Origin of the sequence: Cohnella silvisoli (genome assembly GCF_021190915.1) — a bacterium.
GTDB lineage: Bacteria > Bacillota > Bacilli > Paenibacillales > Paenibacillaceae > Cohnella > Cohnella silvisoli.
The window spans coordinates 112,390-138,878 of the sequence record NZ_JAIOAP010000015.1 but is presented as its reverse complement, the minus strand read 5'-3'; the positions used below and the strand labels follow the sequence as shown (position 1 = coordinate 138,878).

General features: G+C 46.5%; 28 protein-coding genes. 14 read left to right on the top strand and 14 right to left on the bottom strand.

What is annotated here, in order from left to right:
• Window positions 1–30: 30 nt before the first annotated feature.
• From K7P76_RS24560 to K7P76_RS24540, 5 genes are all read right to left on the bottom strand, one after another.
• On the bottom strand, window positions 31–1,098 hold the full coding sequence (locus tag K7P76_RS24560) for a Ger(x)C family spore germination protein (protein WP_255678770.1): 1,068 nt from the start codon (window positions 1,096–1,098) through the stop codon (window positions 31–33).
• A gap of 41 nt (window positions 1,099–1,139) precedes the next feature.
• Entirely contained in the window at window positions 1,140–2,240 is a 1,101-nt protein-coding gene (locus K7P76_RS24555; protein WP_232188137.1) for a GerAB/ArcD/ProY family transporter, read from the bottom strand.
• The gene (locus K7P76_RS24550; protein ID WP_232188135.1) at window positions 2,227–3,768 is read right to left on the bottom strand and encodes a spore germination protein; all 1,542 of its coding nucleotides are present in this window, start codon (window positions 3,766–3,768) and stop codon (window positions 2,227–2,229) included. Before K7P76_RS24550 ends, K7P76_RS24555 begins: the two co-directional genes overlap by 14 nt.
• Window positions 3,769–3,858: 90 nt before the next feature.
• On the bottom strand, window positions 3,859–4,731 hold the full coding sequence (locus tag K7P76_RS24545; protein ID WP_232188133.1) for a 1,4-dihydroxy-6-naphtoate synthase: 873 nt from the start codon (window positions 4,729–4,731) through the stop codon (window positions 3,859–3,861).
• On the bottom strand, window positions 4,728–5,393 hold the full coding sequence (locus K7P76_RS24540; RefSeq protein ID WP_232188131.1) for a futalosine hydrolase: 666 nt from the start codon (window positions 5,391–5,393) through the stop codon (window positions 4,728–4,730). The genes K7P76_RS24545 and K7P76_RS24540 overlap by 4 nt, the downstream gene beginning before the upstream one ends.
• A 211-nt stretch (window positions 5,394–5,604) precedes the next feature.
• Between K7P76_RS24540 and K7P76_RS24535 the strand changes: the two genes are divergently transcribed.
• A complete protein-coding gene (locus K7P76_RS24535; RefSeq protein ID WP_373692481.1) occupies window positions 5,605–6,174 on the top strand; it encodes a ribonuclease H-like YkuK family protein in 570 nt (189 codons plus the stop codon).
• A gap of 51 nt (window positions 6,175–6,225) precedes the next feature.
• Here the strand turns inward: K7P76_RS24535 and K7P76_RS24530 are convergent, their stop codons facing one another.
• Window positions 6,226–7,104, bottom strand: a complete 879-nt coding sequence (locus K7P76_RS24530) for an AraC family transcriptional regulator (protein WP_232188129.1) — start codon at window positions 7,102–7,104, stop codon at window positions 6,226–6,228.
• Between the two features lie 124 nt (window positions 7,105–7,228).
• Here K7P76_RS24530 and K7P76_RS24525 point away from each other — a divergent pair, with 124 nt between their 5' ends.
• The 5 genes from K7P76_RS24525 to K7P76_RS24505 all read left to right on the top strand — a co-directional run bounded on the left by K7P76_RS24525 (window position 7,229) and on the right by K7P76_RS24505 (window position 11,039).
• Window positions 7,229–8,290, top strand: a complete 1,062-nt coding sequence (locus tag K7P76_RS24525; protein ID WP_232188127.1) for a Gfo/Idh/MocA family protein — start codon at window positions 7,229–7,231, stop codon at window positions 8,288–8,290.
• Complete coding sequence (locus K7P76_RS24520; protein ID WP_232188125.1) at window positions 8,287–9,165, top strand: sugar phosphate isomerase/epimerase family protein; 879 nt, start codon at window positions 8,287–8,289, stop codon at window positions 9,163–9,165. Before K7P76_RS24525 ends, K7P76_RS24520 begins: the two co-directional genes overlap by 4 nt.
• 2 nt (window positions 9,166–9,167) lie before the next feature.
• Window positions 9,168–10,049: a sugar phosphate isomerase/epimerase family protein gene (locus K7P76_RS24515; protein ID WP_232188123.1), complete on the top strand. Its 882-nt coding sequence runs from the start codon at window positions 9,168–9,170 to the stop codon at window positions 10,047–10,049.
• 24 nt (window positions 10,050–10,073) lie between these two features.
• On the top strand, window positions 10,074–10,271 hold the full coding sequence (locus tag K7P76_RS33240) for a cysteine-rich CWC family protein (RefSeq protein WP_255678757.1): 198 nt from the start codon (window positions 10,074–10,076) through the stop codon (window positions 10,269–10,271).
• Window positions 10,272–10,754: 483 nt separating this feature from the next.
• On the top strand, window positions 10,755–11,039 hold the full coding sequence (locus tag K7P76_RS24505; protein ID WP_232188121.1) for a late competence development ComFB family protein: 285 nt from the start codon (window positions 10,755–10,757) through the stop codon (window positions 11,037–11,039).
• A gap of 86 nt (window positions 11,040–11,125) precedes the next feature.
• Here the strand turns inward: K7P76_RS24505 and K7P76_RS24500 are convergent, their stop codons facing one another.
• From K7P76_RS24500 to K7P76_RS24485, 4 genes are all read right to left on the bottom strand, one after another.
• A complete protein-coding gene (locus K7P76_RS24500) occupies window positions 11,126–12,250 on the bottom strand; it encodes a Ger(x)C family spore germination protein (protein WP_232188119.1) in 1,125 nt (374 codons plus the stop codon).
• Window positions 12,234–13,346 carry a GerAB/ArcD/ProY family transporter gene (locus tag K7P76_RS24495; RefSeq protein WP_232188118.1) on the bottom strand — a complete coding sequence of 371 codons (1,113 nt, stop codon included), beginning with the start codon at window positions 13,344–13,346 and terminating at the stop codon, window positions 12,234–12,236. Before K7P76_RS24495 ends, K7P76_RS24500 begins: the two co-directional genes overlap by 17 nt.
• Complete coding sequence (locus tag K7P76_RS24490) at window positions 13,343–14,839, bottom strand: spore germination protein (RefSeq protein WP_232188116.1); 1,497 nt, start codon at window positions 14,837–14,839, stop codon at window positions 13,343–13,345. Before K7P76_RS24490 ends, K7P76_RS24495 begins: the two co-directional genes overlap by 4 nt.
• 171 nt (window positions 14,840–15,010) lie before the next feature.
• On the bottom strand, window positions 15,011–17,446 hold the full coding sequence (locus tag K7P76_RS24485) for a beta-propeller domain-containing protein (protein ID WP_232188114.1): 2,436 nt from the start codon (window positions 17,444–17,446) through the stop codon (window positions 15,011–15,013).
• Between the two features lie 182 nt (window positions 17,447–17,628).
• Between K7P76_RS24485 and K7P76_RS24480 the strand changes: the two genes are divergently transcribed.
• On the top strand, window positions 17,629–19,017 hold the full coding sequence (locus tag K7P76_RS24480; RefSeq protein ID WP_232188113.1) for an MDR family MFS transporter: 1,389 nt from the start codon (window positions 17,629–17,631) through the stop codon (window positions 19,015–19,017).
• 132 nt (window positions 19,018–19,149) lie between these two features.
• Here K7P76_RS24480 and K7P76_RS24475 read toward each other — a convergent pair whose 3' ends face one another.
• Complete coding sequence (locus tag K7P76_RS24475; RefSeq protein WP_232188111.1) at window positions 19,150–19,509, bottom strand: hypothetical protein; 360 nt, start codon at window positions 19,507–19,509, stop codon at window positions 19,150–19,152.
• A gap of 304 nt (window positions 19,510–19,813) precedes the next feature.
• Between K7P76_RS24475 and K7P76_RS24470 the strand changes: the two genes are divergently transcribed.
• The 7 genes from K7P76_RS24470 (at window position 19,814) to K7P76_RS24440 (ending at window position 24,418) form a co-directional block, all read left to right on the top strand.
• On the top strand, window positions 19,814–20,254 hold the full coding sequence (locus K7P76_RS24470) for a hypothetical protein (protein WP_232188109.1): 441 nt from the start codon (window positions 19,814–19,816) through the stop codon (window positions 20,252–20,254).
• A gap of 251 nt (window positions 20,255–20,505) precedes the next feature.
• The gene (locus tag K7P76_RS24465) at window positions 20,506–21,123 is read left to right on the top strand and encodes a phospholipase D-like domain-containing protein (RefSeq protein WP_232188107.1); all 618 of its coding nucleotides are present in this window, start codon (window positions 20,506–20,508) and stop codon (window positions 21,121–21,123) included.
• Between the two features lie 257 nt (window positions 21,124–21,380).
• Complete coding sequence (locus K7P76_RS24460) at window positions 21,381–22,040, top strand: HEAT repeat domain-containing protein (protein ID WP_232188105.1); 660 nt, start codon at window positions 21,381–21,383, stop codon at window positions 22,038–22,040.
• 281 nt (window positions 22,041–22,321) lie between these two features.
• Window positions 22,322–22,927 (top strand): class I SAM-dependent methyltransferase, encoded by a 606-nt coding sequence (locus tag K7P76_RS24455; protein WP_232188104.1) that lies wholly within the window; start codon window positions 22,322–22,324, stop codon window positions 22,925–22,927.
• Between the two features lie 204 nt (window positions 22,928–23,131).
• Window positions 23,132–23,659 (top strand): DinB family protein, encoded by a 528-nt coding sequence (locus K7P76_RS24450; RefSeq protein WP_373692478.1) that lies wholly within the window; start codon window positions 23,132–23,134, stop codon window positions 23,657–23,659.
• Between the two features lie 292 nt (window positions 23,660–23,951).
• Entirely contained in the window at window positions 23,952–24,134 is a 183-nt protein-coding gene (locus K7P76_RS24445) for a hypothetical protein (protein ID WP_232188102.1), read from the top strand.
• Window positions 24,122–24,418 (top strand): type II toxin-antitoxin system RelE/ParE family toxin, encoded by a 297-nt coding sequence (locus K7P76_RS24440; protein ID WP_232188100.1) that lies wholly within the window; start codon window positions 24,122–24,124, stop codon window positions 24,416–24,418. The genes K7P76_RS24445 and K7P76_RS24440 overlap by 13 nt, the downstream gene beginning before the upstream one ends.
• A gap of 146 nt (window positions 24,419–24,564) precedes the next feature.
• Here the strand turns inward: K7P76_RS24440 and K7P76_RS24435 are convergent, their stop codons facing one another.
• The 3 genes from K7P76_RS24435 to K7P76_RS24425 are packed head-to-tail and all read right to left on the bottom strand — an operon-like array spanning window position 24,565 to window position 26,478.
• Entirely contained in the window at window positions 24,565–25,359 is a 795-nt protein-coding gene (locus K7P76_RS24435; RefSeq protein WP_232188091.1) for a CBS domain-containing protein, read from the bottom strand.
• Window positions 25,356–25,709 carry a hypothetical protein gene (locus tag K7P76_RS24430; protein WP_232188089.1) on the bottom strand — a complete coding sequence of 118 codons (354 nt, stop codon included), beginning with the start codon at window positions 25,707–25,709 and terminating at the stop codon, window positions 25,356–25,358. The genes K7P76_RS24435 and K7P76_RS24430 overlap by 4 nt, the downstream gene beginning before the upstream one ends.
• Window positions 25,710–25,722: 13 nt before the next feature.
• Window positions 25,723–26,478 (bottom strand): EAL domain-containing protein, encoded by a 756-nt coding sequence (locus K7P76_RS24425; protein WP_232188087.1) that lies wholly within the window; start codon window positions 26,476–26,478, stop codon window positions 25,723–25,725.
• Between the last annotated feature and the right edge of the window lie 11 nt (window positions 26,479–26,489).

The following is a 26,489-nucleotide window of genomic DNA, read 5'->3' as shown; positions in this document are numbered from 1 at the left end:
ACGTAAACCGTGAATGCCCTTTTTCACATGTCATTCCGTAATCCCGGTATTCACGATTTGCAAGGAAACACTCGTATTGAATAGAATTTGCGGATACTCTTTATCCCAGTCTAGTTGCTTCCAAAGCTTGGGATGGAACGACATGAGTCTGCGGGCAATGCCGAAACCGTCATGGTTGGCCCGATGCATTTTATGTACGATTGCTTTCGCTTCGTCCGTCAACTGTTCCGATAATGTCCGCTCCAAGTCATGCATGATTTTCATCTTGTACAAATGGTTCCTCGGATCTTCCATGACCGTGACTCTTAACTTTAGATTGAGCTTTACGCTAATTTGTTTATTTTTCGAAACCGTTACTTTAAGTTTACGTTTTAATTTTTTGACTTCAACAGTGACGTAATCGTAGCTGTTTGATTTATTTCTATCCACTGACTTCATCGTCAGTCTTAGGTTAATGTTTTTTAATCCGGCCATCAGCAGATAAAGCCTGGATTCGTCCAGACCCAAAGTGTCCGTCATCCGGGTACCGCTAAACAAAGCGATGCCGGATATGGCTGGAATACCTTCGCGTATAACTAAATAAGGCAATGAAAAGTCATATCCGCGATCTAACGGATGAAGCGTTTGAATATTGACGTGGGGAACTACCGTCGCCTCTTCCGTGCTATTGAGGAGCTCGTCAATATGCAAGCCTATCGTTTTTGAACCGATCATTTTAATGCGGATCATATCCTCCGCTTTCCCTCTCGTTACGGCGATCCTTGCATTCAAGGGACTCTTCGGATCGCGATAATACACATCAAGGTAAGGCATGACGTCATGGTTTCTTACCATTTCTTCTCCAAGCAGAAGCACGCGCATTTTCGCGTTGGAATAGCTTCCGGATATTTCCTCGTTAAGCAGTTCCCTTGCGTGTTGCGTGCTTCTCGCCAATACGGAATGAACTTCGTTTGTATCCTTGCTTCCCGATTCCGTGGACGTGACATCCCGAATGGATACCGTTGCCCGAAGCAATCCATTGGTGCCTGGGTCCATACCGGCTATGCTCACGTTTCTTTCGGTCTTCAATAGCTGTTGATCCCAACATCCGCATAACATTAGGATAACTGCCCCGACCACTGCGTAAGCTAGATTCCTTCTCATACTTCTGCTTGTTCCTTTCCTTTGATATTCAAAAAGACGGAGATGCATAGCAGAATGAGTGGGAGCGCTGCAAGAGAAACGCTCGCAAATATGGCGACGAGATTTTGCAGGATATTGGTCGTGTCTTGATTATGCGGGATGAGCGCAATAATAAAGATGACAATGGATACGAACGGAGCAGTTCCCTTATGCCGCTTCTTACCGAACAAAGCCGATACCGATTTGGCTGCCATGAACAAGTAAGCGATGACTGTCGAGATGACCACAACTGTCCATATCGTCAAGATATACAGATCAGCGCGCTCGAATACCGTGAAAGTTAATGCCTTAACCATATAAAGTACGGGTTGCGGGATAATCTTAAGCTCCTCCGGGCTGAAAACGATCAGGCAGGTGAATACCAAAAAGGTATACAAAAGCGTCGAGAATAGATTGGCGAAGAGGGTTGCTTTCAGAATCCCTTTGCCTCCCCCTTGCACATAGGGATAACTGAATAGGAGGATTTCAAAGCCGAATAGCGAGGTCATGGCTTTTAGCATTCCCTTGAAGATATTTGGAATGCCGGCCTGATTAATCGGCAAGATGTATAGAATATCGGCATCTCGGAACGCATAAGCCGCGATCAGGATTAAGACGAAGATCACCCCGAAGGTAAGCACGAAAAACCGCGCGATCAATCGAATATTTTCTTGTGCCATATAGAGAGACGTCACTAGCAATAACCCCAAGATTATCCAACTTGGGGTGCTTGAGAAAACCCAGTCCCTAACTACGTCAGCGAATTGGACCGCAATAAGGCTGCAAGCTAAGATAAACAACATCGCGTAAATAACATGAACGATTTTTCCTAAGAACTTCCCCAGCAGCAGCGGTAGATATTCGAATAAAGTCATTGCAGGGAATCGCCGGCTCAGCGCCCACATGATCGTGATCAGTAATAATGTGACTCCGCCTGCGAGGATGACCGATATCCAAGCATCGTTCCGGGCGATGGATTCCACCGTGGAGGGCAGGAATAAGACGCTTACGCCAATCTGCGATTGAATAACCAGAATCATCAGCTGCCCCGGCGTAATCTTGTCTTTAGCCGCGATCATCGTTGCCCTCCTCTTTTGCGCCTATTTCCTGAACGAGCTTCTGAGGGTGCGGATCCAAAGGACGTTCGTTCAGCTTCCAGAAGGGAAGGCGAATAATGGCATCTTTCCAATCCTTCACTCGCATGGGGGCAATCGGAGCGAAGTAAGGAGTGCCGAATGACTCCAGCTTGCAAAGGTGTATTAAGATCGCCGTTAAGGCGAAGACGATACCGACAAACCCGAACAGGGCTGCCGCGATCATCACCGGAAACCGCAGCAATCGGACAGAATAACTCATTTCATGAGAGGGGACGACAAAAGAGGCGATCGCCGTCAGGGCGACGACGGTTATCATCGGATAGGATACGAGTCCGACACGAACGACCGCGTCTCCGATGACCAAACCTCCTACGATGCCGATTGATTGTCCGATCGGAGAAGGCAGGCGCATACCGGCCTCTCTGAGCAGCTCGATCGTGAGTTCCATGAATAAGGCTTCCAGAATGGGGGGATAAGGAATTTTCTCGACGCTGCCTTTGATCCGATAGAACAACTCCATGGGGATGACTTCATAATGGAACGATACGACCGCAATATAGAAGGCGGGAAGAGCGAGCGCAATGAAGAAGCTGAAGAGACGCAATAACCGTAGGAAGGAGCCCGCCAAGGAACGGCTATAATAATCGTCGGGCGATTGGTAGAAGGCGAAGAAGGTAACGGGCATAATCAACGTTGCCGGAGATCCTTCCATTAAGAGCGCTACGCGCCCTTCCAGCAGGTTTGCAACGACCCTGTCCGGTCGTTCGGTTTGCAGGATTTGCGGAAATGGAGAAAAGGACTGATTCTCTATGTATTCGAGCAATAGAAACCCGGACATTAAATTGTCCGCGTTGACCTCCGCAATTCTGCGATCGATCTCCTCGACGAGCTCCGGATTGGCTAGATCGTTCAAATACACGATGGATGCCTCCGTCTTCGTCATATTGCCTAAAGTGTATCGGCGAACAACTAGATTCCGGCTATTAATCTGCTTGCGGACAAGCTGGAGATTAACTCTCATGCTTTCGATAAACCCATCGTGTGCCCCTTGAATGGTTTTCTCGTTCTGCGGTTCGGTTACGCTTCTGTCGTTGATGAAGGAGACTTGAACGGCATAACATTCTTCCTTGCCCTCAAGGAAGAGGACGGCATACCCCGCAAGCATGAGGTCGATTGCTTTCTCCAAATTCGAAAGCTTCTCCACAATGGCGGCGGTAAGAACGCGATCGAGGTTTGCTTCGTGCGCCCCGAGCAAAGGCTTTAGGATGAACTGATGGATTTTAATCGTATCGCAAACGGAACTGAGATAGAGGAGAGAGCCTTGCTCGGATAAATAGTCGATCGGTCGGCTAATGAGATCGGCGGTGCGGAAAAGGGCTTCGTTCACGTAAGATATATTGTCTTGAAGCGAGGAAGCCACGTACTTGGCGGTCGGCGCGGTTCGGTTGTTCTTGGCTGCGCTATTGCTTTTGCGCCGATTGTTGGAAAACATCTGTCCTAAAAATCCCATACCCGCGCACCCTCTCTCCTTATCAAACAGAGGGTATTATTTCCAGTACATGATTTCCTTATTCCTCAATGGGTACTGCGCTCACGGAAGTTAACGAAGAGACGCTAAGTCCATCTGCGGGATGAGCCCTTCATGCGTAGCCCGTTCCAATAGGGTCGTGATGGCATTGTAGCCGTCTTCTCCTAAGTTGGCCGTGAACTCGTTCACGTAAAGATCGATGTGCGATTGCGCGACACTCGGATCCATCTCCTGGGCGTGATTCAATACATACTCTTTCGAAGCGTCCGGATGCTGCCAAGCATATTCAACGGACTGACGAATCCATGCGCTGATCGCGGTCAAATCTAGAGAGCGCTTAGCAATGATCGCGCCTAGCGGAATCGGCAGGCCCGTATCGATTTCCCACCAGTTGCCGAGGTCGACGAGCATGCTTAATCCATAGTTCGGGTACGTAAATCGGGCTTCGTGGATGACCAATCCGGCATCAATATGACCGCCCTGCACAGCCGGCATGATTTCGTGGAATGGCATAACCACGATTTCGCCGACTCCTCCGGGAACATTTTGTGCAGCCCACAATCGGAATAACATGTAGGCGGTCGATCGTTCGCTAGGCACGGCAACTCTTTTGCCGGACAATCGGGAAGCATTCGTGGAATTGGCGATAGGGTCACTATTGATGGGGCCATTCGTACCTTCTTCGCCGACCATTAGAACGAGCGGTCCGCATCCCCGCCCAAGCGCGCCGCCGCAGGGCAGAAGCTTGTACTCGGGCTGAACCCACGGCAGCGCGGCGTAGGAAATTTTCATAATATCCAATTCGGTGGAGCTTGCCGCTAGATTATTCGTTACATCGATATCCGCATAAGTCACATCGAATGAAGGAGCGCCGGGGATCAATCCGTGCACCAAGGCGTGAAACACGAACGTGTCGTTGGGGCAAGGGGAGTATGCGATTTTCATGAGAATACCTCCGATAAATGAGTGCTAGCCGCTTCGAGAGCGGCCAATGCTTCCCCGATTCGCCAAGAGGCTCTATCGCGTGGACCGACAATATTAGAGATAGCGCGTATTTCTATGAAAGGGATGCTGCGACTATGCGCCGCGGCGGCAACGCCGAATCCTTCCATAGCTTCTGCGGCAGCTCCGGGAATACGAGCAGTTAACTCCGAGGCCGTTATAGCAGTACCCGTAGCCGTTGATAATGTGAGGATGGGACCATAATTCACCGTCAACACTCCCGATCGAAGAGCTTCAACCAACCGAGAAGATAAATCCGCCGCGACCGGAAGACGGCTAGTCCCGAAGCCAAGCTCATCGATGCTGCTGAACCCATCCAACGTCTGAACGCCGAGATCGGCTGCAATAACCTCGTTCGCCACGACAATCGTGCCGATGTCTGCCTGATTCGGGAATCCTCCGCCGATTCCCGCGCTTACGACGAGATCATATCCGGAGTCCGGAGTTACCATTGCCGATGCCAATGCCGTCGCCGTGCTGACCGCAGCCGCGATCGGACCGACTCCCGCCGCAAGCACCTCGAATCGGCTATCCCCGCGAATACCTCGCAGCACCGCATCTTTCTCTGCATCAACCGCGGTCATCACAAGAACTCTTTTTGCCATCTTATGTAATCCCCTTTGTTCGGGCTTTTGTAGATTAACTTTATTTATTATAGTACCCTTCGCCCAGCGAGTAAAATAACCCGCAAAACAAGTCGGAAAAACGAGTTTTCATAAGTAAGCAAGGATTCATTTGTCGAGCAGGTTCGAGTTCGGTCAACAGCGCCATACAATAGGAAAGGAAAGACAGCATGCGTGGCAGAGGTGATTGGATATGACCATGATGAGTACCATTTCCAGTTGGGATGAATTGAGTTTTCAGAACGTGTCGGAGAGCAACCTTAACCTTGATCATGTCCTCGAACGAATCCTTCGTTTCATTAACCAGGACCCCAAATGCGCATACCATTTTGTTATCGGTACGGACAGTCAGGTTCATCGCGGGCACACCAAATTCGTGACGGGCATCGTTATCCACCGGATAGGAAAAGGGGCATGGGCTTGTTACCGCCAATTAGCCGTTCCAAGACAGCTGCATTCGATTAGAGAAAAACTGGCGCTCGAAACTTCCTTCTCCCAGAGGGTGGCGGGTTACTTCGATGCGGATGTCGTCATGAGGATGGAAGACTTGATCCTCCCTTACGTGTATCAAGGAGCTATGCTCGAAACTTATATCGACATTGACGCGGGTACGGAGCCGATCGTGAATAAAACGGCACTGTACGTTCAGGAGATGGTGGATCGGGTAGATGCGATGGGGATGTATGCCCCGCGAGTGAAGCCGGATGCTTACGCTGCTTCTGCTTATGCGAATCGATATACGAAAAATCGAATGGTGTTGTAGAAAAGAACAAAGTGCGCAGGCATCAATCGGCCGGCGCACTCTGCTTGTCCTTTACGAATCGTTGCTTCTCCATTCCGAAGGAGATATTTTCTTCAGCTGTTTGAATGTTCGGCTGAAGTAAAAGATATCGCTAAAGCCCGTTGCAAGGGCAATTTCCGAGATATTCATTCGCGTGCTGCGAAGCAAACTCTCCGATTTGTTAATTCGAACCAAATTAATATATTCGATCAACGATTTGTCAGTCACTTGCTTGAACAATCGGCTGAAATGGAATCGGCTAAGGCCTACATGATCGGCAAGCTTCTGCACGGTCAGCTTATCCCGGTAATACTCGTCGATGTAAGTAAACACGGGAGCAAGACGTTCCAGATCCTTAAGTTTGTGCCGATATTCATCCTGATCCTTCAGCGTTGCGACATAATGGCGAACGAGGAGGGAGAGCAAGCGGTACAGGTGCGATTTGATCGATAATTCATAGCCTAGTTCCTTACGTTCTAATTCGTCTATTATTGAGAGCATGCAGCTAGTGATATCCGCGTCGTCCGATATTCGATTTTGAAACAAAATCCGGTTCTGGGAAATCGGAGTTATGAACTTCGTTTCAACTGCATCGACGGAATGGCTGTGAAGCATAGAGATATCGACGATCATCGCATAATAAGACAAACCCTCGGCTGTGCTGATTCCATAGTGAAGCTCGTTGCTGTTCACGACGCATAAATCGCCGGATTGAAATTGATAAGGGACGGATCCGCACTCGATCATCGCTTTTCCGGACACGAAAAATAAAAATTCCATATGTTCATGCCAATGATGGGGAAATAATGTCGTACCCACCCCTAACTCATAGGTTTGGCGAGGATGGATCTTCATTGGGAACGACGGATCGGGCATCGGCATCGGTTCGCGCAAAGAGGCAATCTTGTCCATATTTTCCACTCCTGAAATCGCACGATTGTACAAACATACAGCATGCTTCTTCATGGTAACTAAGGCTAATCCCATTATAATACGAATTAAGAATAAATGTTATCACAAGGGAGAGTTGAACTTAGTGAATCCGATTCGAATTGGCGTCATCGGTACAGGATCTATTTCGGAATGTCATCTGAATGCATACGCTAGTAATTCGCAGGCGGTCATTACCGCGATTTGCGACGTGAACGAAGCGCGGGCTCGCCAAGCAGCGGCCAAATACGGCGCGGACAAGATCTACACCGATTATCGCGAGCTGCTCGCCAATCCGGATATCGATGCGGTCAGCATTTGTACATGGAATAACACCCATGCTCCAATTAGCATCGCCGCGCTCGAAGCCGGCAAGCACGTGCTGGTGGAAAAGCCGTTGTCCCGGACTCTGGATGAGGCTTTTGCGATCGAGAAAGCCGTTCGTGCTTCCGGCAAACTGCTTCAAGTCGGGTTCGTACGCCGATACGATCCGAACGTGAAAATGCTTCGTGCATTCGCGGAGCAAGGCGAGTTCGGAGAAATCTATTACGCCAAAGCTTCGACACTGCGGAGACTGGGCAATCCCGGAGGCTGGTTCGCGGACGTTGAACGTTCCGGCGGAGGCCCATTGATCGATATCGGCGTTCACGTAATCGATCTGTGCTGGTACTTGATGGGTCGTCCGAAGGTGAAGACGATAAGCGCCAATACGTACAAGAAGCTTGGCAATCGTTCGAATATCGAGCACCTGTCCTCTTATAAATCGGCAGATTACGATGCAACCAAGAATACGGTCGAAGATCTGGCGAATGCGATCATTCGCTTCGAGAACGGCGCATCCTTGATGGTCGACGTAAGTTTCACGCTGCACGCGAAGCAAGACGAGGGAGCCGTGAAGCTTTATGGCGACAAGGGCAGCTTCGAGATTGACCCGGCAATTGCCATCGTCACCGAGAAGCACAACACGATCTTGAACATTCAACCGCAAACCGACAGCACGGCGGGCTTCGCGGGTCAGCCTGCATTCGATAGCGAAGTTAACCATTTTATCGATTGCATCGCGAATGGGACGAAGCCGATCAGCCCGGTCGAAGACGGCGTGGAAATGATGAAGATCCTGTGCGGCATCTATGAATCTGCGGCCAAGGGCGAGGAAATCAGGCTATGAAAATAGGGATAAGTTCTTATAGTTTATGGCAGGCGATACAAACCGGCGAAATGGACATCATCCAAGCCATCGGTCATATCGCGGATATGGGCGGCGAACACGTGGAAATCGTTCCGCTCGGGTTCGATCTGATTGCTAATCCCGAACTAATCGATGCGATCAAACGCAAAGCGAACGAAGTCGGAATCGATATTTCCAATTATGCGATCGGTGCTAATTTTGCCGGCTTGGACGAGCAAGCGTATGAACGGGAAATCGAACGAGTTATGAGGGAAGTCGATGTTGCCGCTGCTCTCGGGGTTAAGTTAATGCGTCATGATGTCGCGAATTCCGAGGATAAATCCATTCGGCAATTCACAAAAGATTTGCCTAAGCTGGCGGAGGCTTGCCGCAGAATCGCCGACTATGCCGCCCAGTTCGGAATTACGACTAGCGTGGAAAATCACGGCTATTACATCCAAGCAAGCGATAGGGTTCAAGCTTTAATCAACGAGGTGGATCGTCCGAACTTCCGGACAACGCTCGATATCGGAAACTTCGTTTGCGTCGATGAAAATCCGGTTACGGCTGTTCGCAAAAACATTCCGTATGCTTCCATCGTACATGTGAAAGATTTTTACATCAGGCCGGAAACTTCCGACCCGGGAGAAGGATGGTTTCGTTCCACGGGAGGCAACTACTTGCGCGGAGCTATCGTCGGACACGGCGATCTCGATATTCGATCGGCGTTCCGAATCGTGCATCAATCGGGTTATGACGGATATTTGTCCATTGAATTCGAAGGAATGGAACCATGCAAGGAAGCAACGAAGATGGCGCTTAACAACGTTCGGAGATTATGGGAAGAAACGAAACAAGCTGAAGGGGTGCGGTAAATATGGCGGACATCATCCAGCCTTGGAAAATCGGAGTTATCGTGGACAGCTTCCGCGTTGGCGTTCGTCAGGGGCTCGTTAAAGCACGTGACGTCGGAGCTGACGGGGTACAAATTTATGCCGTTGCAGGAGAGATGGATCCAGCGAATCTATCATCGGCCGCCCGGAAAGAATGGAAAGACTATATCGAATCGCTAGGATTGCAAATCTCGGCATTGGTTGGCGATCTTGGCGGCCACGGATTTCAGGATAAAACGGCTAATGCCGCGAAAGTCGAGAAGTCGAAGCGGATTCTGGATCTGGCCGTCGAACTCGGTACCAACGTTGTGACGACCCATATCGGAATCGTGCCGGACGATCGAAATAGCGAAGTGTACGAGTCCATGCACAACGCTTGCGCGGAATTAAGCCGGTACGCGACGAGCATGAACGCGTACTTCGCAATTGAGACGGGGCCAGAAACGGCAGCTCATCTGAAGAGCTTCCTGGATGGTCTCGGTTCCAAGGGCGTCTCCGTCAACTTCGACCCGGCCAACATGGTCATGGTCACCGGCGACGATCCGGTTCAAGGGGTTTATACGCTTAAGGATTATATCGTTCATACGCATGCCAAAGACGGAATTCGGCTTCGCGAGGTCGATCCCCGCCTAATCTACGGCGCTCTTGGCTTTGAGCCGCTCGATCATGATAAGATAGCGGCGGATGCCGAGTCCGGCGATGCGTTCAGAGAGGTTCCGCTAGGTGAGGGCGGCGTGGAGTGGGACGGTTATCTTAAGGCGCTGAGGGACATCGGTTATAATGGATATCTGACCATCGAACGCGAAGTAGGGGCCAATCCGGAAGCGGATATTACCAAGGCGGTTCAATTTTTGAAAAGTAAGTAATCCGAAGACGGGAGGGGCATTAACTTGACGCCGGAAACGAATAGCGCGAATAGCTGTCCCCTCTGCAGCAAGGACAACAATTGCGGCAACCTCGTAGGTGTGCCGCAAGGCGCTTGCTGGTGCAGCAAAGAAAAGTTTCCGCCGCAAATATTCGGCCAAATCCCTCGGGACCAACTCAATAGATCTTGTATTTGCAAGTCCTGTCTCGAGAAGTTCAAATAGGCAGCAGTCGAAGCGTGGGCAGAACGGGGCTGTCGTAGAAACCTGATGGAAATATACAGTTAATTAAACACCTGAGGTTTGGAAAAATAGAATTAGAGGGAAAAGTGCAGTTATTTCGGCTAGTCAGATCGTATTTTGACTTGAATCAAGCGAATTAAATGTACTTTTCCATTTGTTCTTCAATCCGGATTAGCTTCAATAAAACATAAATGTATTTTTCCAATTGTTCTGCATCGCTGCAGAACAATTCGATTGCCTAGGCTGCAAATCTGGACATGCTCGAATTGGGGCTATCCATCAAGTCTTTTCATACTTTATGGGAAAGCCCCGTTCTCCATTTTAAATGACGTTAGTGGAGCGGTTTACTAAATTCAGGGTGCATCCGCATGAATCTGCCCATATCAGCCATTGCCGAGGTAATTTGTTAATGTGCTGAGTGCCTTTTTCCGATATAATGATTATCAAACGAGGAGGAGGGTGCAGATGAAATTTTCTCGCGAATTGTCTATTCTGAATGTTATGGAACCTATCGTCAGCGACTTGTTCGATAATAATTACGTAAAAACCGGCGCTCTGAAATGCGATTGTGAAAAATGCCAGATTGATATTATATTGCTAACCTTGAATCATTTGCCCCCGCATTATACCTCAAGTCAAACAGGGGAAGCTTTCATTAAAGCGAGTTATTTAAATTCTCAGCTGCAATCCGATGTACTTAGGGAAATAACGGAAGCCGTCAAGATTATCGAGAACAATCCTAATCACTAAAACTGAAATAAATGGAAGGCGCACAAAGATCACCCATTAGCTTGAATGGGGTGATCTTTTTTTATGTACAATTGGAAAACTTTACATTATTTCACCGGCCCCATCGCCCCGATCTTAATATCGACGGACACCTTGATTTTGGCGTCGGACAGCTCGTCTGCCCAATGATCCTCCACTTTCTTGTATTGCTTGTGTTCATAAGAGCGGGCATAAAGGCCAAGCCCGATCGGATCGATATGATGCTGCTGTATTTTTGCGATTAAACTTTCGAACTGGCCCTCCATTTGTTCGGCCACCTTTTGTTCCAATGCATTCGCGTTTTTGTAAACATCATAAGGAAACAGACGCTCCGAAAGGGTAACGGCCGACTTGATGTTGATATCGAACTGAAATCGGCCTTGTCGGTAAGAGGTTTTGATTTTCGTCTTTATTTTTCCTGCCGAGAAGCTCAGCGTATCCGTTTCAAACGGTCCGGACTTGGGCTGGCCTGGAATCAAATAAGAGAAGCTGACGCCCGGTTTGGCTTTTTTTTGAAGGATGCTGAGCAGAACGGTTTCTTGAGGTCCCAGCGATGCGGCATAGGTCCCATTCTTATGAAGCAGTGTCGTACCTGTTAGAAGTATGACTTTGTTTTTCAACTTGATCTCGGCCATAGACGGCGTTATTCCCGTATCGATAAATTGCCGGCGCAACTCCTGGGCGGTCGTATTGGCCGTTTCCGAAACCGCGCTCTTCGTATCGACCATACCCCGCAGCAGGGAGGGAATCATCGGTTGATCTTCCAGATTCAAATAAATGATTTCCGAAACGGGTCCGTCTACTGCAATCATCCGGTCCGTTATCGTATTCCTAGCATCGCGAAAAAAAATATCCGTCAAACGAAACCAGTCCTTATGCTGCAGCATTCGTCTGCCTATTAGAATGACTTGAACATTTCTGCCCTGAACGAAGCCTGGGGATTGTTCGTTTTGCATCGTTCTGGATTGGCGGAGCGCACGGGCTTTTACGTCGATTTCATGGGTCTTCTTCTTAATGTTCTTGCCGAATACCGGTGAGGAGGTGTATATGTGTAATTCATCATTCTGATCAAGATCCAAACAGAGCGCAAGAGGGAGAGCCGAATCTTCTAGATTCAATTGATCGCTGCTGCCTTTAAGGATGAGGCAGACGATGGCGGCGGCTAGCAGGGCAATGTTAAGCCTTGCCTTCATGAGCAGGTCTCCTTTTGCTTGATTTGCGTATCCACAAATAAACGGCTAGGCAAACCGGGAATACATATTCCGTGCCGAAACCGATCCAAGTGAGCAAATTCTCCAAGCGATCGCTCTGGTTGAAAGTAGGGGAATAAATAATCGTGCCTATAGCAAGCAGGACGCAGAGCCAAGTCATATGTCCGCGATGATCGCTTTGACGGAACAACCAGCTTGTGCAATAGGTCGTCAAATACATGGTGGGTATCCATACTAGGGAATATAGGAACAAGTGGTAAGCGATGAAGATGACTTCTATCCGTTCGACAAATTTGAATTCGATTGATTTCAGAACGCTGATGACTACATCGTTATAATTGCTGATATCGTCGGGGCTGTAATACAGAAAGCAAATGACCGTAAAAAACAAGTAAACCACCATCGATAATGAGGTGGAGATGAGGATGCCGGTTGCCGCTTTCTCCTTGTGTTTCAAGAAAGGGTACAAAATAAACGTTGCCGCCATCCCAAGACTGGGATAAATCGTTTCTTTTACCGCGGATAGAATGGGCTGCCACCCATCCTTGAACATAGGAAGCAAATGAAGCCAATGGGCATTTTTAAGAGTAAGTATATAAACGAATGGAATCCATAAGGACATGTAAGCGATGAGCTCCGCATATCTTCCTAATACACTGGGACCATGCTGGGCGATTGCATATGTAGGAATAAGCAGCAAAATCATCAGAATGAAATTGGGAATAGTGGGGAGAAGCCATGCTTTCGTAATTAGAATCGTACGGGTAAGCCCATCGTACAGGATATAAAAATAATAGAGCGACAGAAGCAGAGAAATGACTTTTCCTGCCCACATTCCCATAAATCGCGTTAGTAGATCCAGCAAGGTACCTTCAGGATGGTTCTTCATGACCCGAATGATAGCGATGCTCGCTGCAGCACTTATTACCCAACCTATAATAATGGACATCCAGCCGTCCGTTCCAGCCGTTTCGGCTAAATTTCTCGGCAACGAAACAATGGAGACATTTACCTGTAGGCCTGTAATGATAAAGATATACTGTAAGAGCGTAATTTGATTGTTTGCATAATCTTTCATTCCGACTCCTCCCCAACACGGCTTTTCCCTTGTCTTTTTATTTGTATTGGCGTTGTGCTTAACGGTCGTTTGTTCATGAGCCACAGTGGAACTCGGACCAACGTGTCTTTCCAGTCCGTAAAACGTACCGGCGCAAACGGGCTGCCGTAAGGAACCCCAAGCGATTTAAGCGCGATCAGATGTCCGATCATGATCATTAAACCAATGATTAATCCGACAAATCCGAATAAGGTAGCTAGGACCATCAACATAAAACGAATGAGTCTCGCCGCTGCAACCATATCGAAGTTAGGCAGGATAAAGGAAGATATGGCGGTAAAAGAGACAATGATAACCATAATATTGCTTATTAAGCCGGCCTGTACGACAGCTTGCCCTATCACGATACCTCCAACGATTCCAACCGTCTGCCCTACCGGGGCGGGAAGACGAATTCCCGCTTCGCGCAGCATTTCCAGCGTGATTTCCATAAAAATGGCTTCAACGAATGGCGGAAAAGGCACTTGTCCCCGAGACTCCCCAAGCGTCAACAGCAGTTTTAACGGAATGATTTCAAAGTGATAGGAAATGACGGCAATATAAATCCCGGGCAGAAACGCGGCAGTGAAAAAAGCGAACAGGCGCAGCAGCCGCAAAAAAGTTGAAATCGGCCACCGGGTGCTATAATCGTCAACGTTCTGAAAAAAGGACATAAACGAGACAGGCGTGACCAGAACGCTTGGCGAACGGTCTACGACAATGACGCATCTTCCTTGCAAAATTTGCGAAGCGGCGGCATCGGGTCTCTCGGTGGAAATCAGTTGAGGGAAAATAGAGAACGGACTGTCTTCGATAAATTCCGTCAGTTCTCCGGTATTAATAATGACATCCACGTCGATCTGCTGAATTCGTTCTATTAAACGCTTTAGCAAATTCGGGTTGACTACATCTTCCAAATAGAGTACGGATACCGTCGTTTGTCCCCGTTGACCTACGGTTAGCCTCTTCAATTTAAGTTCGCGATTGGGAATATAGCGGCGGATTAAAGCGATATTTTGTTCGCCTGTCTCAACGAACCCTTGATGTGCTCCTTTTAACGAAGCCTCCAGCTGAGGGTCTTCGATCGCCCGCTGCGGCCAGCCTTTCGTATCCAAGGAATAGGCTTCCGATCTTCCGTCCACGAACAAAACACTGCTGCCCTGCAATATGGACAGTTTAATTTGCGACCAATTCAATTGCGGCTCGATATGCCCGACCGTCATCATTAATTCGCCGCCTGCTTCGCCGCTGCCGGCTTCGAATAGAAGCGGACGGAGCACATCTTGATTGATTGAAATTTTATCCGTCAACCCGTCAAGGTAAGTCAGAACAGCCTGTTCTCCTGTTTGTTTTATCCTTAATTTGCGCATAATCAAATCGGGCGTGTCCGAGAACACGCATTCCAGTTGGGTAATCATTTTCACTAATTCAGTAGGGATTTCTTCGTTATGAACATCATTGTGTTGATCGACCATTAGTATGTCATCCTTTATCTTCCAGATGGTGCAGTCCATATGTTTTCCAATTGACATTGTCATTATGCAAGATAATCAGCTCAACTTAGTTATAGTAGAGACGATACGCAATAAGAAAGAGGCCTGGGGAGATTCCCTCGGCCTCTTCATCCGTATATGCTTATGTGATGATTATCGAGCAGGTATCGGCGTAATTGAAGGGCCGCCCGGTTCGACCTGGTAGGTTGGCTCAGGAGGCGCAGGATAAGTCAGTTCCCCGCGCTCTTTCAGGCTGCTCATATCGTTAGCCTTAAGCATACGATCGGACAGTGTGTAGAGAGTATCTCCCGCATAGAGAATGCGTCGGACGGATTTGCCGTAATCGAATCCGTATTGGCCGCTCTTGATCAGATCGTCTTGCGACAGATGAGTTATTCTGCCCTGCAAGGTAAATCCTTTGTCGAGATCAACGTGATACACGTAAGCCCCTTGATAGGTGAACTGCCCGTATTCGGGGAAGCCTCCCTGTTCAATGGTTCCCTTGTTTTTGACTTCCATCAACTCGACGGGAAAAGCCATCAGCCCTTTGGATTTGGAAAACAGAAGCGCTTTGTGATTGCTTAGCAGCTCTGAGTTCGTGCCCCGGTCGCCTATCGTTTCCTTGAATTTCTCTATCGGGTGGCTGACGTCGGATACGTCGAACAGCGCGATTTTCATCCCTTGGTAGAACGCCATCGTTGCATCCGGACCCGAGCCCTTCGAAGGAATCTCGATCGTTTCTTTGCCGAACCCGATAAGATGGTTGTCGTCGTAAGGATGCAGGTAATCGCTATAACCGGGAATTTTCAACTGCCCGAGCACGGTCGGTTTCGCCGGATTGCGCAAGTCGATCGCAAACAAAGGATCTACATTGCGGAACGTTACAATATAAGCTCTTCCGCCCATGAATCGAGTGGAGTATATGCGTTCGCCGGGAGCGAGATTGGCTAAAGTTCCGACTGTCTTCATCTGTTCATCCAGCATATAAAGGTTATTAGAGGATTTTCCCTCGCCGCTTGCCCAAGTGTCCCCCGTCGTAGTGGCAATGCGGAAGTAACTGTCATGCTCATCCATCGCGAATTGATTCAAGACCGTACCCGGCACCGAGCCCTCGCCGATATAGACGATGTTGCCTTGGTCCAGCCTGAATTTGTATACCTGAGTTTCTTGACGGTAGGTATCCCCTTTGGGAATGTATTTGGCAATGGCTACGTAAAGGTGCTTAGCTGAAGCGTAGATCGTCTGCCCGGAGCCGAGATAGGCGGAAACTTGCATTTCTTGAGCAGGCCGATCGAGATCGAGCACTCCGATTATTAGGATGCTGTTGTCGGACGAATCGGGAAAATAACGAATATCGCTAAGCGGAAGCTTCTTTAAATCGCTCGATTTGCTAGAATCGCCATACAGAGGCTCGAATTCGCTGGACGGGCTGCTATTTCCGGTGCCTGTTGTGGATTTGGTCATCGGATAATACATGTAGTTATTCTTATTCGTTATGACATATAAGGCGCTGTCGATCTTACGAGAGGAAATGTAAGTGCCCTCGAGTTGAGTTTCTCTAATAAGCTTAGGCTGTCCTGAATCGCTAAGCTCGTAAATTTTAGTTAGTACGGTGCTGCGGAAGTCGCGAGGCGGCATGATGCCCATTTTGGCGTCGGAGCTGATACTCGTTTGCGGAGCAGCGCCTCCCTCCATGAAGTTTACCGGCATAGGAATGGCTGAATTGTTTTGCCCGATAACGATCAATTTTTTGTTATCGACGTACAATTCTTGCGGATTGAACATTTCGCCCGGCATGTATTCCAGCGTTGAAGCAAGCTTGGGAGCGGACGGATTAGAGATGTCAGAAATGAGAATACGGGACCCGCTCAGCTGATAGATGAATTTACCATCGGTTTTAGCCCAATCGGCTTCGTCTACGCCTTCGACCTGTACGTTCGTCTGGGAAAACCCATTGCTTTCGCCAGCGGATGGGGCTGAGGAAGCTGTAGGGACAGCGGCTTTATCAATCGTTGTTGTCGAGCCTTGCGCTGCTTCGGCAACAACGCCGCCGCGCCGGAAATAACCGTTACTACTTTCGATCTGCTTAAGCAATTGTTCCAATTTCTTCGTTGTACCGACTACGGGGAGCTGAGTTGGATCGTTTATGCTTATGATTTTGCGGAAACCATCCCAAGCGACGACGGTTCCCAGCGATTCGGATATTGCCCGCAAAGGAACCATTATCATTTTCCCGCGCAACGAGGGTGCGACATCGAGTTTCACCGACCGCCCATTGGCCGTTAGTAAGGTCGATCCTATCGTTAGAGTTGCCGTACGGTTGCCGCGGCTTAACGTGACGGTTTTTGGTTGTCCCGAATTCAACTTCGGCGATACTTGGGCCTTAAGAGCATCCGCAACTTCGCACAAAGGTACGATCACCGTTTTCTTGTCTACGAATGCGGGAGTGGATAACGATAAGGGGACGCCATTAATCTGAACCTTAACGTTTGTTTGCGCGTATACCGTTTGATTCGTAGATCCTGTTACGGAAGGTGCCGCAAGCATTACGCACATGAGCAACGTGGCGAAAATAGCTTTTTTACGCATCAATATATCCTCCTTGGGATAAGGTCTCATTATTGCAGGGCAGTGAATGTGTTGGATATGTATTTTGACGCAAACTGGTATGTTTTGGTTGCACACGTTTACGAAGAAGATGTTAGCTGCTGTCCCTATGATCTGTTAATATATTCGAATAGGTAAGTTAATAGTTGGAGAGAAGGATTAAGATGTCGCAGAAAAAAACCAATCGCACAGTGGTAACTATAGGGTTGCTCTCTGCTCTGTTCATAGGAGCTTTGGACTCAACCGTCGTAACGACTGCAACGACTAGCATTGCCAAGGAATTACAAGGGTTAAGCCTAATAAGCTGGATATTCTCCATCTACACGCTAACGACTTGCGTCACGACGCCGATCTTCGGCAAGCTGGCGGACTTGTTCGGAAGAAAGTCCATTTTCACGATTGGCCTGTTATTATTCTTAGTGGGATCCGTATTGTGCGGAGCGGCTCATTCGATGACCGAGCTGATCTGGTTTCGGGCGATCCAGGGGATGGGCGCAGGTGCGTTAACGCCGGTTACATTTACGATTATCGGAGACCTGTACACGGGAGAGCAAAGAGGCAAAGTGCAGGGGATTCTGGCATCCGTATGGTCGGTAGCCGGTTTGCTTGGACCTTTCGTAGGCGGCTACTTCGTCGATGAGATCTCTTGGCGCTGGATTTTCTATATGAACGTGCCCGTGAGCATCGTATCCTTTATTCTTGTTTTCGGATTTCTGCATGAACGATTCGCTAAGGTGCCCAAGAGTATCGATTATTACGGGGCGTTAACCTTTACCGTGTGCATATCGAGTCTATTGCTTGCTTTTCTGACCGGCGGGAAAACCTATGCTTGGGATTCTTCGACGATTCTGATCCTTTTCGCTATTGCGGCCGCATTCCTTATCGTCTTCTTAGCGATAGAAGCAAAGGCTAGGGAGCCGATGCTTCCGTTGTCGTTATTCCGCGATAGAAGGTTATCCGTTCCTTATGGACTTGGGTTTTTCGGGTTTTGCGTCGTGGCGGGGGTGACCATCTATATTCCCTTATGGGTTCAGAACGTGCTTGGTTACAGCGCAACGACTTCGGGCTTGATGTTGATGCCGATGTCCATCGCATGGCCGTTGGCTTCGAATTTATCCGGGAGATTCATGTTCCGCTTCGGCGCGAAAATATTCATGTCGGCAGGAGCAGCCCTCGTGGCTGGAGGGGCGTTATGGCTCTTTACCCTTAATATGAATTCCTCCTATTGGCAAGTGATCGGAATCGTTATCGTCGTTGGTTTCGGTATGGGCTGCATCAACGCACCGGCCATCGTTACGATTCAGAATGCGGCCGCCGGTAATATGCGAGGGGTAGCTACTTCGACGAACGCGTTAATGAGCGCATTAGGTCAAACGATCGCAGTAGCCGTATTCGGAATGCTGTTCAATCGCGTTGTTAAAGAGGATACACCCTTACAGATGGCCGACGGGATGCATTTGATTTTCATAGCCATTCTTGTTATTGCTCTCGTTAACCTGTTCGTGGCTTACTTATTGCCTGCTGCGCGTAAGTCGGCGGAGAGCAGGGGATGAGAAGTGAGATGAGCATTATAAAGCGCTACTAGCAACGGAGTATAAGCTGCATGATAGGGAAAGCCCGCATGAATCTCACGGGCTTTCCCTATCGTGCAGCTTTGTTTTGTTAGTTATGCGTTGAAGGTGGAATTAGTTCTGGATGACCGGATTCGGATTCACGTAGAGAAAGGGAGTCCGCGTGGTGACATAGGTTCCTTCCAACAGCTTCTCGGATAAAATATGGGTTTTGATCAAGGCCGAGATTTTGGAGGGGTCTGCCTTGAGCAATACTTTCCACAGTTCGGGATCGGGGATTGCTTCAAGTAGCAGTTGATCGTTGTAATGTTTCTTGTCTTGATAGATCAGCTTAAGCGTATAATCCTGAAGATGAAATTGTACGTCCGCAGGATAGGCGGCAATGATCTCTTGACGAAGGGATTCCAATTCTTCCTCCAGTTTCTTCTGCTGAGTTTTCAGCTCGCAGAAACGAGCCAGCTTGTATTCGTCCATTTGCTCACCACCTCTGAGATTATGGTTGATCTCTATGAGGGTGAGCGGGTAATTATGCGTTGATCGTCCCCGGTGCCTGAGAATTGTGCTAATTTGGAGCAGCTCAACTGCAGAATACTATCTTAATTCTCGCGGGATCCAATTCGCGTAAAGTAAAGATAAATACTTCGTAAAACATTAGGGGGCAGGATAGTTTAATCACTACGCGAATAACTCTAATATGGAATATTTATGAAGTTCGTGAATACAAGAACGTTATGTGAAATAGCCGAAATGCGAAAAAAGAAAAAACCGGAGGTCAGTAATGATAAATCAGATTTCTGATCTCAAACTTAGAGAAGTATTAAATACAGTAGTTACTTCACCTCATCAATTTGAAAATGATGAAATAATATCAGCCGTAAGTAATTATACTCCAAGCCATTCTTGCAATTCAGCAGCATTAAGGTACGTTGCAATCATTGCACATATCGCTTTTTTTAGAGAAGACCTGGAAAGATCACTATTAAAGATTGCTGTTAGACCATTATATTATTATGGAATTTCTGACCCCAAAGCTGCAGTTGGTTGGATACAAAATAATATTAAAGTAACGAATATTTTCAGTAGGCAAGGGGATTACGTCACTACAAAATTCGGAAAGAAGTGGATAGAAAACAATTTAGTAAAGAAACAAGAAATGATTGGCGAAATAATTAATGAAATTATAAAAGAAGATGAGGAAAATCCATTAGTGATATTGTAAGTATTTCAAGAAGCGGCTACATCACCTAACACCATATTCACGCATCGGGGCATTCGCCCCTCGGTCCGGCAGAAGTTAGATGAAGACTCGAGGATGCAATAGGCAGAAGCAGGGAAGTCGATTCAGCCGGACACATCCGCACCACCCAACCGCATCGCGGCCAGTCGCTTCGCTCCTTTAGGGTGGTGGGACGTCGTGAATACAAGAACGTTAGACGCAATTGCCAAATTCAAAATCTAAGGAGTAACCCAATGAAACTTATCTTTCTTAGACCTGAAATTCCAAATGAAGCTTTAGATGAAATTGTATCAATGATTAATAGAACAAGAGGAGTTCTTAGAGTCGCAGTTGCATATTTTACACACCCTACAATTGCACAAGCATTGATATCAAGAAAAATTAACGGTTTTAGCACTCAATTGCTTATTAACACTTCGGATATTCTTCGCCCGATTGACATAGGTACAGAGATCGTAATTTCAAAACAGCTTTTTGATGTAATAAATGAAGCTAATTATGATTCTGAATTGCAGATTAGAAGCCTTGGAATAAGAGCTAAAGGAAAATATCAAAATATGCACCATAAATTTATGGTGTCGGATGATGAGCTCATCTTTGGATCAGTCAATTGGACATATGCTGCTATACATAACAATTTTGAATGTTTAGCAATGACAAATGACAAAAAGTATATTAATGAATTCATTAGTGAGTTTGAAGCTTTGTGGGTTGTAGCTCAAGAACTTTACACTAATAATGGTCAACTCAGAAGTATTATGTGTCCGAAATGTCAGGACTCTGAAGGTGTAGATTTTGAGAGTTATGGATTAATTTGTACTTTCTGTGGGCATGAATTTAAATTGAATTAATATTTTTATGTATTTCGAAGAAGTGGCAACAGCGTCTAACACCATATTCACGCATCGGGCCATTCGGCCCTCGGTCCGGCCGGAGTTAGAAGTGGATTCGGAGAGGCATTTCAGCAGCAGGGAAGATTAATCAGCCGAACACACCCGCACCACCTAACCGCATCGCGGCCGCCACTTCGTGGCTTAAGGTGGTGGGGCGTCGTGATTACAAGAACGTTAGGTGAAATTACCGAAGAGCAAAGAAAGGAGACAGATACTTGGATTACTATAGATATATACATGATTCCTCAAAAAGTTTAGAAAACAAGATTGACGAACAAATTGATGAGTTTTGGCAATGGTCAAAGAATCAAAAACAAATTTATGAATGGGAAGCATGTTATCCTGAATGGGGTTTAATAAATACATTACTTGAACGATTAGTACATTCTATTGATTTTACTGTATGGGATCAAAAAACGATTAATAATATTCTATTTCTAATTGCTCGAGATAACGAATGTGAGGTATTGATTGAAACATTGAGTCAAAATCCAGCGTGTTTAATTTATTTCGCTAAGGAAGGCTTAATGTATCAGGACGATAGCGTAAGATGGCAGTTTGCCCATTACCTTACCAAGATAGCAGACGAATATCCTGAAGTAGAAGATATAATATTGAAATACTCTAATGACCATGTTGAATATGTAAGACGAAGAGCATTGCTTGCTTTATCGTATATCAAATCTAAATATGTAGAAGAAAAAGCAATTGAAGCTTGGAATTCAAACATGGAATACCAAAAAAACGCTGCATTAGAAGCCCTGTATCAAGTGAAATCTCCACAATTAGAAAAGTATTTGAAATTGGGATTAAATGATTCATTTGAACATGTAAGGGAAAATTCAGAAAGAATTATAAATTTATATCGTGAGTAATTCGAAGAAGTCGGTAACTTCACCTAACACCGTGTTCACGCATCGGGCCATTCGGCCCTCGGTCCGCCTGAGGCATTTTCGAGTAAGCGGATTCAGGCGGACACACCTGCGAGGCTAACTGCGCAAGTGCAGCCGGTCACTTCGTGACCTTAAGCCTCTCGGCGTCGTGAACACAAGAACGTATGTGAAATCCCCTTAAATCCAACCATCATAAGATATCAATATGATCAGAATAAAAAAGAGTTATTGATTGAGAATAAATATTAAAATGAGGTTGACACATGAAGAACTGGGATGAACATTATATAAATGGAAACTTTACAAACTGGGATCTTTTATATCCATCGCAAGAGTTGGTCGCTTTTATTGCTACTATGACCTTCCCGAAGAAGAAGGTAGCTTTGGATGCTGGATGCGGTGCTGGTCGGGAAGCCATATTTCTTGCCCAGCAAGGTTGGGATGTAATTGGGGTGGATATAAGTACCGAGGCTCTTAGAATTGCTGCTGAACGTGCAAAGGAGGTTGGAGTGGAAGTTGACTGGCGCCAAGGGGATATCTTGAACTTACCAGTGGAGAATAAATTCATAGACTTTGTCAATGATCGTGGCTGCTTTCATTCGATCGTTGAAGAAAACCGGGATCAATATGTCAATGAGATTGCCCGGACTCTCAAACCTGGCGGGATGATACTACTAAGAGGTTGTCGTGACGAGAAAGAAGAAGGACATTTTGTTCCCGTGACTGAAATATCGGTCGACCGATACTTTGGCAAATATTTTGATCGAGGATCGGTGCTACCGTTACAAATGGTCACAGGTCGCGGTTATAACCATGAAGGAATGAAAGGAAACCTAGTAGTATTGAAGAGAAACGGAAAATATCTTTGATGGTATTTCAAGAAGAAGGGGACATCACATAACACCGCATTCACGCATCGGTCCTGATGGCCCTCGGTCCGCAGAAGCAGTTGGCAGGGAAGCAGATTCAGCGGACACACCCGACTCCCTAAGATAAGAGCTATCTAAGGGAGTCGGGCGTCGTAAATACAAGAACGTTAGGTGAAATTCAAATAAACAACCTGGAGGAAAAACATGTTAAACATGAATAATATCTATCTCATTTCAGACATACCTGGTTATTCGCCTCAAATTAGTCGTTTACTGTCGATGATGAATTATGCAAGGTTTACAACATTAGAATCTACAAAAAATTTATCTGTAAATCAATTGGATTTTTTATTAGATTCTGAGAGCAATTCAATTGGTGCGTTGTTGATGCATTTCGCAGCGGTAGAATACGCCTATCAATTGGAAACTTTTGAAAAAAGGGATTTGAATGATGAAGAGATGTCGATCTGGGGAGCGGCTTTGGATCTAGGTGAAGAAGGAAGGAAAAAGATTCGGGGAAATGATCTGAATTATTATGTAGATAAATTAAATGAGGTCAGAAATCGAACATATGAATTATTTAAAACCGTTGATGATGACTGGTTATATAAAGAAGAAGAGTTCTGGTATAAAAAACAAGCTAATCATTATTTTATGTGGTTCCACGTTTTTGAAGATGAAATCAATCATAGAGGTCAGATCAGAATGATTAAGAAGAGACTGAAGGTATAACAAAGAAGATTTGAGCTTCACCTAACACCATATTCACGCATCGGGCCATTCGGCCCTCGGTCCGGCAGATGTTAGAAGCGGATTCGAAGAGGCATCTCAGCAGCAGGAAGTAAATTCAGCCGGACACGTCCTTCCCCCTTAGATAGGAGCTATCTAAGGGGGAAGGACGTCGTCAATACAAGAACGTTATACGAAACATGAAGTCAAGTCAGAAGTGCAATAAGCAACTAACATCTTCAGCATTTGTGTATTATAATAAAGTGATAATTCAGACCAAAAGAGGTGATCTCTAATGAGTGTAAAAGATGAAGTGATAAAACTGATTCAGGATCTTCCTGATAATGCTACGGTTGAAGATATATTATATAAATTATATGCACGAGCTAAGATTGATGAGGGCATCAATGAACTTGATGCTGGTAAAGGACTAACCCATGGAGAGGCAATGGATAAAATAAAAACATGGCTGAATTAATATGGTCCCCAAGGTCTCTTAAGGACCTTGAAATAATTTACGAATACATTAAACAAGATTCAGTTGAAGCTGCAAGTGAATTTGTTAATGAACTGATCTTCGAAGCCATAGGGATCACAAACTTTCCTTACAAGGGGAGATCAGTACCTGAATTAAAAAAAGACCAAATAAGAGAAAAAATCTATAAAAGCTATCGAATCGTATATAGAATAACAAATGCAAACATAGAGCTAGTAACGTTTTTACACCAATCTAGAAGACTCATAAGACAAGAATTTAAATGACATCATGACGTTTGATAATCATGATGTCTTTCGTTTTTGAAAGAGCTTTGTGAGCTAGTTCAAGTATGCTTCGTATATTACGATATTCACGCTTTTTTCAATAGGATGATTATCATCACTAATGATCTAAATGACCGTCTCCACTATTACCTACCAATAGAAAGCTTTGCTTTCGTAGATAATAAACTGGCTCTGGATATGAGTTCGCGTAAAGGCAATTGAAAAAATTCAGGCTCGTTCCTCTCGTTTACCCATCCCACGTCAGCCGAAATGCTGACCTTTCCGATAATCAATTGATCGGATAATTCCTCGATTAATTGTCGGACGGTTGAATCCGACTTCATCGTAATGACGGTAAATTCGTCACCGGCGTAACGGCAAATAAAATCCTCAGGTCCGAAAAGCGATCTAAGCTTGTCGGCAAACCCTCGAATCATATCGTCCCCGACCGGATGGCCGAATTGTTTGTTCACTTCGCCGAAGCGGTTCAAATCGACAAACAAAAGCTGGAAAGGCTCTCCGCGAGCCAATAATTCTTCCCCTATGGCATGAATGTAAGGAGAACGGTACATCTTTGTCATCGAGTCATTCCATTCCGCTAGTTTAGTAACTAGCGATTCCCGAGTCACGATGCCTGCAATCTGATCGTCTTGAACGACTATGAGTCGTTCGATGACTTCTTGTTCCATGGTACGTAGAGCATCCCATAGAAAAGCATGCATCGGCACGCTGACAGGATCCGGCGTCATCGCATCGGCCACGATCCGGTTAGGGTGAGCCGCACGCACATCCCGAGAAGTAATGATGCCGGTAACCTGGCCGGCATCCATCACCACCAGCGATCCGATGCGGAGATCTGCCATTACTCTCGAGGCATGCCAAACGCTTTTACCAGAAGATACAGTATGTACAGGCACGGTCATGACATCGGCTACTTTCAAGACATATCCACCTCACGGTGTACCGAAACTTCGACTTTTAATTCCGAACGGATTACCATGGAGTCACTGATCATGTTCTCCGTTTCCTCCATGATAATGCCTAACAGCACGTTCTCGTCCAGCATTTGCAGCAATGAATTGCGGACCAAGACGGCTTCGATTTTGGGATGCTCTATTTTGATGATGGAAAATTGTTCCGGGGACAATGCTTCTGCCATTCGGCGTACCGCTTCCGGACCGATCGGAGCTCTTTTTCCAATGATCAATAAATCCTGCATGGGAGGCATCTCAAACTCGGAAAATTTTAAGGACAGCATGGCTCTTCTTGAATAATTAGTTCTGGGATCCAATTCAATAACTCCCTTAATCTTCGATTGAGCAGAACACCGTTAGAGAAGTGCCTGGCAGAGGTTGAGGTTTGGTCAACAGATAACCCTGACCGAGCGTTACGCCTAGGTTATGAGCCTGAAGTAAATCCTCGGGTTCTTCAATTCCCTCCAATATGAGGTTGGATTCATCTGCGCAGTAATCCACGAAGAACTTTATCATTTTCTGTTTCTTTTTGCTGCTGGACAGATTTTTACCGAAAAACCGATCCATTTTAACGAAATCTGGGGTAAGCTCGATCATTCTCTTTAAGGTAGTGGCCCCTTCTCCCACGTCGTCGAAAGCAATCAAGAAGCCGTGTCTTCGCATAAGGTTGATATTCTGGGTAAACAAACGGTTATTCCAATCATCCATTTCCGACCTTGATTCATTGATTTCGAACACGATTCTGGGGGACAATTCCCCATATTGCCGTACGACCTTATCGAGGAATACCGGAAAAGCTTCTTCGATCAGAGTTGAGGGGAAAATGTTGACGAATAAATATTCGTTCGATTCCCTTCGGTCGGCTGTGGAAAAATAAAAAGCAATCGCGTTGTAAACGGACAAAGTGTCGAGATCGAACAATTTGCCCTGTGCTGTTGCAGCTTGAAACAGTTTATCAGTCCCTGCGATGGTTTTGCTGCGGATCAGCGCTTCATAACCTAGTATTTGTCTGCTGGGGAGTTGACAGATCGGTTGAAAAAGGTGGTAAAGGTCATCTTGTGCGAATAGAGCCGTGATCGTTGGCATGAATGGCTTCC

Coding starts and splice junctions, on each gene's coding strand:
- K7P76_RS24560 (WP_255678770.1), bottom strand. CDS start 1,098: ATGTTATGCGGATGTTGGGATCAACAGCTATTGAAGACCGAAAGAAAC.
- K7P76_RS24555 (WP_232188137.1), bottom strand. CDS start 2,240: ATGATCGCGGCTAAAGACAAGATTACGCCGGGGCAGCTGATGATTCTG.
- K7P76_RS24550 (WP_232188135.1), bottom strand. CDS start 3,768: ATGGGATTTTTAGGACAGATGTTTTCCAACAATCGGCGCAAAAGCAAT.
- K7P76_RS24545 (WP_232188133.1), bottom strand. CDS start 4,731: ATGAAAATCGCATACTCCCCTTGCCCCAACGACACGTTCGTGTTTCAC.
- K7P76_RS24540 (WP_232188131.1), bottom strand. CDS start 5,393: ATGGCAAAAAGAGTTCTTGTGATGACCGCGGTTGATGCAGAGAAAGAT.
- K7P76_RS24535 (WP_373692481.1), top strand. CDS start 5,605: ATGACCATGATGAGTACCATTTCCAGTTGGGATGAATTGAGTTTTCAG.
- K7P76_RS24530 (WP_232188129.1), bottom strand. CDS start 7,104: ATGGACAAGATTGCCTCTTTGCGCGAACCGATGCCGATGCCCGATCCG.
- K7P76_RS24520 (WP_232188125.1), top strand. CDS start 8,287: ATGAAAATAGGGATAAGTTCTTATAGTTTATGGCAGGCGATACAAACC.
- K7P76_RS24515 (WP_232188123.1), top strand. CDS start 9,168: ATGGCGGACATCATCCAGCCTTGGAAAATCGGAGTTATCGTGGACAGC.
- K7P76_RS24505 (WP_232188121.1), top strand. CDS start 10,755: ATGAAATTTTCTCGCGAATTGTCTATTCTGAATGTTATGGAACCTATC.
- K7P76_RS24500 (WP_232188119.1), bottom strand. CDS start 12,250: ATGAAGGCAAGGCTTAACATTGCCCTGCTAGCCGCCGCCATCGTCTGC.
- K7P76_RS24495 (WP_232188118.1), bottom strand. CDS start 13,346: ATGAAAGATTATGCAAACAATCAAATTACGCTCTTACAGTATATCTTT.
- K7P76_RS24490 (WP_232188116.1), bottom strand. CDS start 14,839: ATGGTCGATCAACACAATGATGTTCATAACGAAGAAATCCCTACTGAA.
- K7P76_RS24485 (WP_232188114.1), bottom strand. CDS start 17,446: ATGCGTAAAAAAGCTATTTTCGCCACGTTGCTCATGTGCGTAATGCTT.
- K7P76_RS24480 (WP_232188113.1), top strand. CDS start 17,629: ATGTCGCAGAAAAAAACCAATCGCACAGTGGTAACTATAGGGTTGCTC.
- K7P76_RS24475 (WP_232188111.1), bottom strand. CDS start 19,509: ATGGACGAATACAAGCTGGCTCGTTTCTGCGAGCTGAAAACTCAGCAG.
- K7P76_RS24470 (WP_232188109.1), top strand. CDS start 19,814: ATGATAAATCAGATTTCTGATCTCAAACTTAGAGAAGTATTAAATACA.
- K7P76_RS24465 (WP_232188107.1), top strand. CDS start 20,506: ATGAAACTTATCTTTCTTAGACCTGAAATTCCAAATGAAGCTTTAGAT.
- K7P76_RS24455 (WP_232188104.1), top strand. CDS start 22,322: ATGAAGAACTGGGATGAACATTATATAAATGGAAACTTTACAAACTGG.
- K7P76_RS24450 (WP_373692478.1), top strand. CDS start 23,132: ATGTTAAACATGAATAATATCTATCTCATTTCAGACATACCTGGTTAT.
- K7P76_RS24445 (WP_232188102.1), top strand. CDS start 23,952: ATGAGTGTAAAAGATGAAGTGATAAAACTGATTCAGGATCTTCCTGAT.
- K7P76_RS24440 (WP_232188100.1), top strand. CDS start 24,122: ATGGCTGAATTAATATGGTCCCCAAGGTCTCTTAAGGACCTTGAAATA.
- K7P76_RS24425 (WP_232188087.1), bottom strand. CDS start 26,478: ATGCCAACGATCACGGCTCTATTCGCACAAGATGACCTTTACCACCTT.